Source organism: Paenibacillus oryziterrae, assembly GCF_042610485.1.
Lineage (GTDB): Bacteria > Bacillota > Bacilli > Paenibacillales > Paenibacillaceae > Paenibacillus_AQ.
In genome coordinates this window covers 1-4,598 of sequence record NZ_JBGJZO010000047.1, presented here as the reverse complement: position 1 = coordinate 4,598, position 4,598 = coordinate 1, and the positions used below count along the sequence as shown (strand labels likewise).

The window sequence follows — 4,598 nt, the reverse complement described above, 5'->3', positions numbered from 1 at the left end:
GAGCAATGATCGTGAATTGGCCAGCCTTCTCTGCGTTTTCAACAATTTTCATTGTCTCCTGTGCTGGTTTTACGATTTCAATAGCCACTTTGATATCCTTAAGTTCTACGGCCGTACCCAGTTGCCCGGAAACGGCATCAATATTGATTTGCTGTGCCGGAAGAGTGTATGTAGCTACATCTGTTTTAACCTCGACTACAGCTTGCTTATGTTCCATATTCTTAACCATCTGACCGTTAAGCTCACCAATGATTACATCAGAGGTTGTTTTAACAGGAATTGTCACAGTCGCCTTATCGCCTTCTGCCATCAGCTTCTGCTCCAGTTTTTTCTCATCAATAGTTATGGTTGTAACTGTTCGTTCTCCTACTTTGGTATCTACCGTAGTTCCTGCCTGTACAACATCACCGTTTACAAGGATATCCGCACCCGAAATAGGTTGGATTACTGGTATGTTAGAACCACCGCCACCACTGGAATGTTCTACATATGATGTTGCTGTTATCGTCATTGTCAAGGTCGCCGTTGTTGCTGTTGCAGCTCCTTTTGACAAGCCAACCCTGAAGGTATAAGTTCCGTTTATTCCAGCTGGTGTTCCTGCAGCTCCTGCTGTTGCAGGCGTGTAGAGTACTTTTGTTACCCATGTTGTTGCACCATTCAAAGCTAATCCTGAGATTACTCTTTCAATCATTGCTTTTACTGCAGCTTCATCTATTGCCGCTGCCTGTGTCATTGTATAGGAAGCACCTTCTATCAGACCCTTGACGGTTGCTAATGTATTAGCATCTGATGGACTATTGAAAAAAGAAGGATAGCCATCGTTAACGTCTGCTTGTTGTTTCCAAGTTTTTAGTGCTACACCATTCAGAGGATTGTTACTAACCCAATTATTTAGTTCCTCAAGATAAGTAGCATCTTTCATCTGTTCTGTGGTTTTTGCCGCACCATTAAGTGTTATAGGATTGCCGGCACTCATATCATCATCCATACTATAATAAGCATATGTCGCTGTACTATCCAGATAGCTGCAGTCAGTCAAGTCATCATTATCAATTAACCCAAACCCTGCTATTCCGCCCTTCACACCGTTAGTATCCACCGTGAGTTGCCCAATACTATAACAGTTCTTTACTACCCCGTCTCCGCTCGGTTCAATTGTCCTTGCAAATCCGCCTGTTACAATTATTCCTGCAATTCCGCCTGTCCATTCTGAACCCTCCGTGGATACATCCCCCGTGTTATAGCAATTGATTATACTCGTACCCTTACCTTTAACACCAGCAATGCCACCAGCCCCACTTTCCATACCACCATCGGTATCTTTAGCTACTACCGTTCCATGGTTTACAGAATTTGAGATCGTAGTACTTTCATTACCCAATCCTATGATGCCACCTACTAAGCTGCTGGTTGACTCAACATTAATTGTTGCATTCGATTTGTTGGTACTGTCTGTTATGTTTGCCTTATATCCTAATCCCACAATACCAGCTACACAAGTAGTATCTATGTCTGAGTCCCCCCAATCCATCACCGCAGCTACTACTGAAATGGAAACACCATTATTGCAGTTTATGAATTCAACATTTGACCCAATACCGGCTATACCGCCAACGGCATATATTTCACCAGATGCGCTAATCGTTCCATCAACTGTAACATTTTGAATAACTATATGTTCTGCTTCATCATCCTGACCACTCACAGCTCCAAATAAGCCGGCCGCTCGATATTCCCCCATTATATTCATATTGCTGACAGTATGCTCATTACCATCAAAATCCCCCTGATAACTAGTACTATGACCGATAGGATCCCAATTATGAGCGCTTAAATCGATATCCTGCGCCAAAACAACCTCTTTCCCAGAAAAGGTTTCTACATCATCATTTACAGCCTTCGCGACCGCTGCAAGCTGCTGTGGAGTTGAGATTTCAATTGTATTATCTGTTGTTCCCGCCACAAGTGCGTTATATAAATCTAAATCATAATTACCATGATCTGTCCAAAGATTTGCTATTGTCATTGTCAAGGTTTCGGTTGTAGCAGTTGCTGCTCCCTTTGACAAATCTACGGTGAAGGTATACGTTCCGTTTGTTCCGGCAGGTGTTCCTGCGGCTCCTGCTATTGCCGGCGTGTAGAGTACTTTTGTAACGAATGTTGCTACACCATCCAGAGCTAGGGTAGCAATCTTAGCTTCTATCGCTGCTTTTGCTGCTTCTATATCTATATTGTCTTGTGATGTTGAGTTATACGCTGTTGCTGTTATTGTCATTGTCTTTTGTACTGATGTTGCCGTTACTTCTCCTTTGGACAAGTCAACCGTGAAGGTATAGGTTCCGTTTGTTCCGGCAGGTGTTCCTGCGGCTCCTGCTATTGCCGGCGTGTAGAGTACTTTTGTTACCGACGTTGCCACACCATTCAGAGCTAAGGCAGTAATCTTAGCTTCAATTTCTGCTTTTACCGCAGCTTCATCTGTTGCCGCTATCTGAGTCATTGTATATGTTGCACCCTCAATCAGGCCTTTGACTGTTGCTACTATGGCCTCATCCGGATCCACTGCTACATTACTAAATACTGTGAGTCCTGCACCTGCAATATCAAAATCTGAACTGGAACCCGAAGTATGTTTCTGTAAACTACCCGCAGTCTTAAGCTGATAAGTGCTGTTTGACGGCACCGTGAAAGCTATAGATTTGTACCCATTAGTTGGGGCAAAGCTTTGGTGTAACGAAAAAGGTGATTTAACGTAAACACTGGTGTTTGTGTTTGCCACCTTTTGAGTTGTATAATTCGCCATCAACACTCTTGCTGTACTTGCCGCTTCAAGACTGCCGCTTGCTGTATAAATGGCAGGTTGGACTGTATTCGCGGAAGTCGTTTTTATTGTTGCTACGTCAGCGATGGTAATGGTGCCGCCTGCTCCGGTTTTGCCGCCACCGATACCCGCGCCTCCAGATAACCCACCGGTTGCAGTAACCGTGCCACCTGATATATTGATGGTGCCACCTGCTCCTCCAGAACTATTCGCACCGCCGCCCCCGATGCCTGCTCCATTATTATCAGCGATTGCAGTGACCGTACCACCTGATATATTGATGAGGCCACCTGCTCCTCCTCCAGAAGACAGGTTGCCGCCTCCCCCGATACCTGCTCCACCCATGCTACCTTTCGCGGTGACTGTACCACCTGATATGTTGATGGTGCCACCATCTACGTTGTGACCACCACTTTGCGCTCCGCCCCCGATGCCTGCTCCACCATCTGTGCCTTGTGCGTAGACTGTGCCACCCGATATGGATATAGCCTTACCGACATATGTACCATTAGCAGCACTGCCGCCGCCGATTCCGGCTCCACCGCTGCCCGCTATCGCGGTGACCGTGCCACCTACAATAGTGATATTGCCGCCTGATTGGTTATTCCCGTCGCCAATGCCTGCTGAATATTGACCGCCCGTTACATTGAGTGAACCAGTACCTTGAATGGTTAAGGTTGCTCTCCATCCCGCTTTTAAACCCGGTGCATTGTTACCGCTCTTTAGAATATTACTCCCCACCAAAGTAAGTTCCACATCGGAGAAACCGCCATTCAAAAGCGAAAAAGCGCAGAGACCATTAACCGTTTCTTGGATATTCACATCACTTAGAGTAATATGCGCTGTTACATTATTTACCACAACTGCATTCGTCGTAGTTGTGCCTATTATGGTTATTTGGCTTGTTTTAGGAATATCGTCTTGGACCTGAGATGCACCATAAGTAACCTTGACAGTGTTCGCATTTGTACCCGCCGCTACCGTAATATCCCCCTCAGATATATCAAAAATATAGTTGCCAGGGTCACTCGCCGCATACACAGGTAATCCTGTGGGTAACATGACGGTGATCATTGCTAATACCAATAATAAAATCATAAACCGTTTCTTTCTCATCAAATTGTTCTCCTCTTTGTATATAAGTTCTTCTCTACTTCATACATCTCAACAACAAATGCTTAATTTGTTCCCCGTTAAAAGGCACCAATAAAAACCCATCTGCCTCATATTCAAAAGCTTGTACAGCATATTCTCCGTTGTTACTTATGAAAATAATTTTTGATGATAGATTATGTTCTCGAATCTCACCAACCAGCTGATAAGCATTCAATTCCGCTTTACCTATCCTGATAAAAGCAATTTCGGGAGGTTCTCCGCGTATACTTTTTCCCGCCGCACCAATAGTGGTGAAACTTCCTTTGAAATCCAATATATCGATGTCATCCAATATATTCTTTAATTCAATATTGCTTTGCCCATCCGGGTCAGCAATGATATATTTCATGGGTAATCTCACCTCCCAATAGCACCGTTTGTATCATTCTAGAACACTCTTTCTAAATTGAACCTAAACGAAGGGGTTGTCCCATAAGCCATGAAATGGTTGCTTGGGACAGCTCCTTTTGGAGTCAGATAGACGGTTGCGCTTCTCAGTGAACTAAACAAAGGCCTCTGCATTCACACTGCAGAGGCCTTTGTTTCTTTTCTGATATATCGTATTAAATAAGGTTGGATTTCTGGAGTAATCTTCTTACAATTACCGCCACCTCGGCTCTGGTTA

General features: G+C 44.3%; 2 protein-coding genes. Both read right to left on the bottom strand.

The annotated features are described in order from the left end of the window. Positions 1-3,934 (bottom strand): beta strand repeat-containing protein (locus ACAN55_RS24070; protein ID WP_379139112.1); only part of this gene is annotated, 3,934 nt, incomplete at its 3' end. A gap of 34 nt (positions 3,935-3,968) precedes the next feature. After that, complete coding sequence (locus ACAN55_RS24065; RefSeq protein WP_379139110.1) at positions 3,969-4,322, bottom strand: hypothetical protein; 354 nt, start codon at positions 4,320-4,322, stop codon at positions 3,969-3,971. Between the last annotated feature and the right edge of the window lie 276 nt (positions 4,323-4,598).

What these genes read in the sequence shown, in the direction of transcription:
- ACAN55_RS24065 (WP_379139110.1), bottom strand. Translation starts at nt 4,322, where the DNA reads ATGAAATATATCATTGCTGACCCGGATGGGCAAAGCAATATTGAATTA.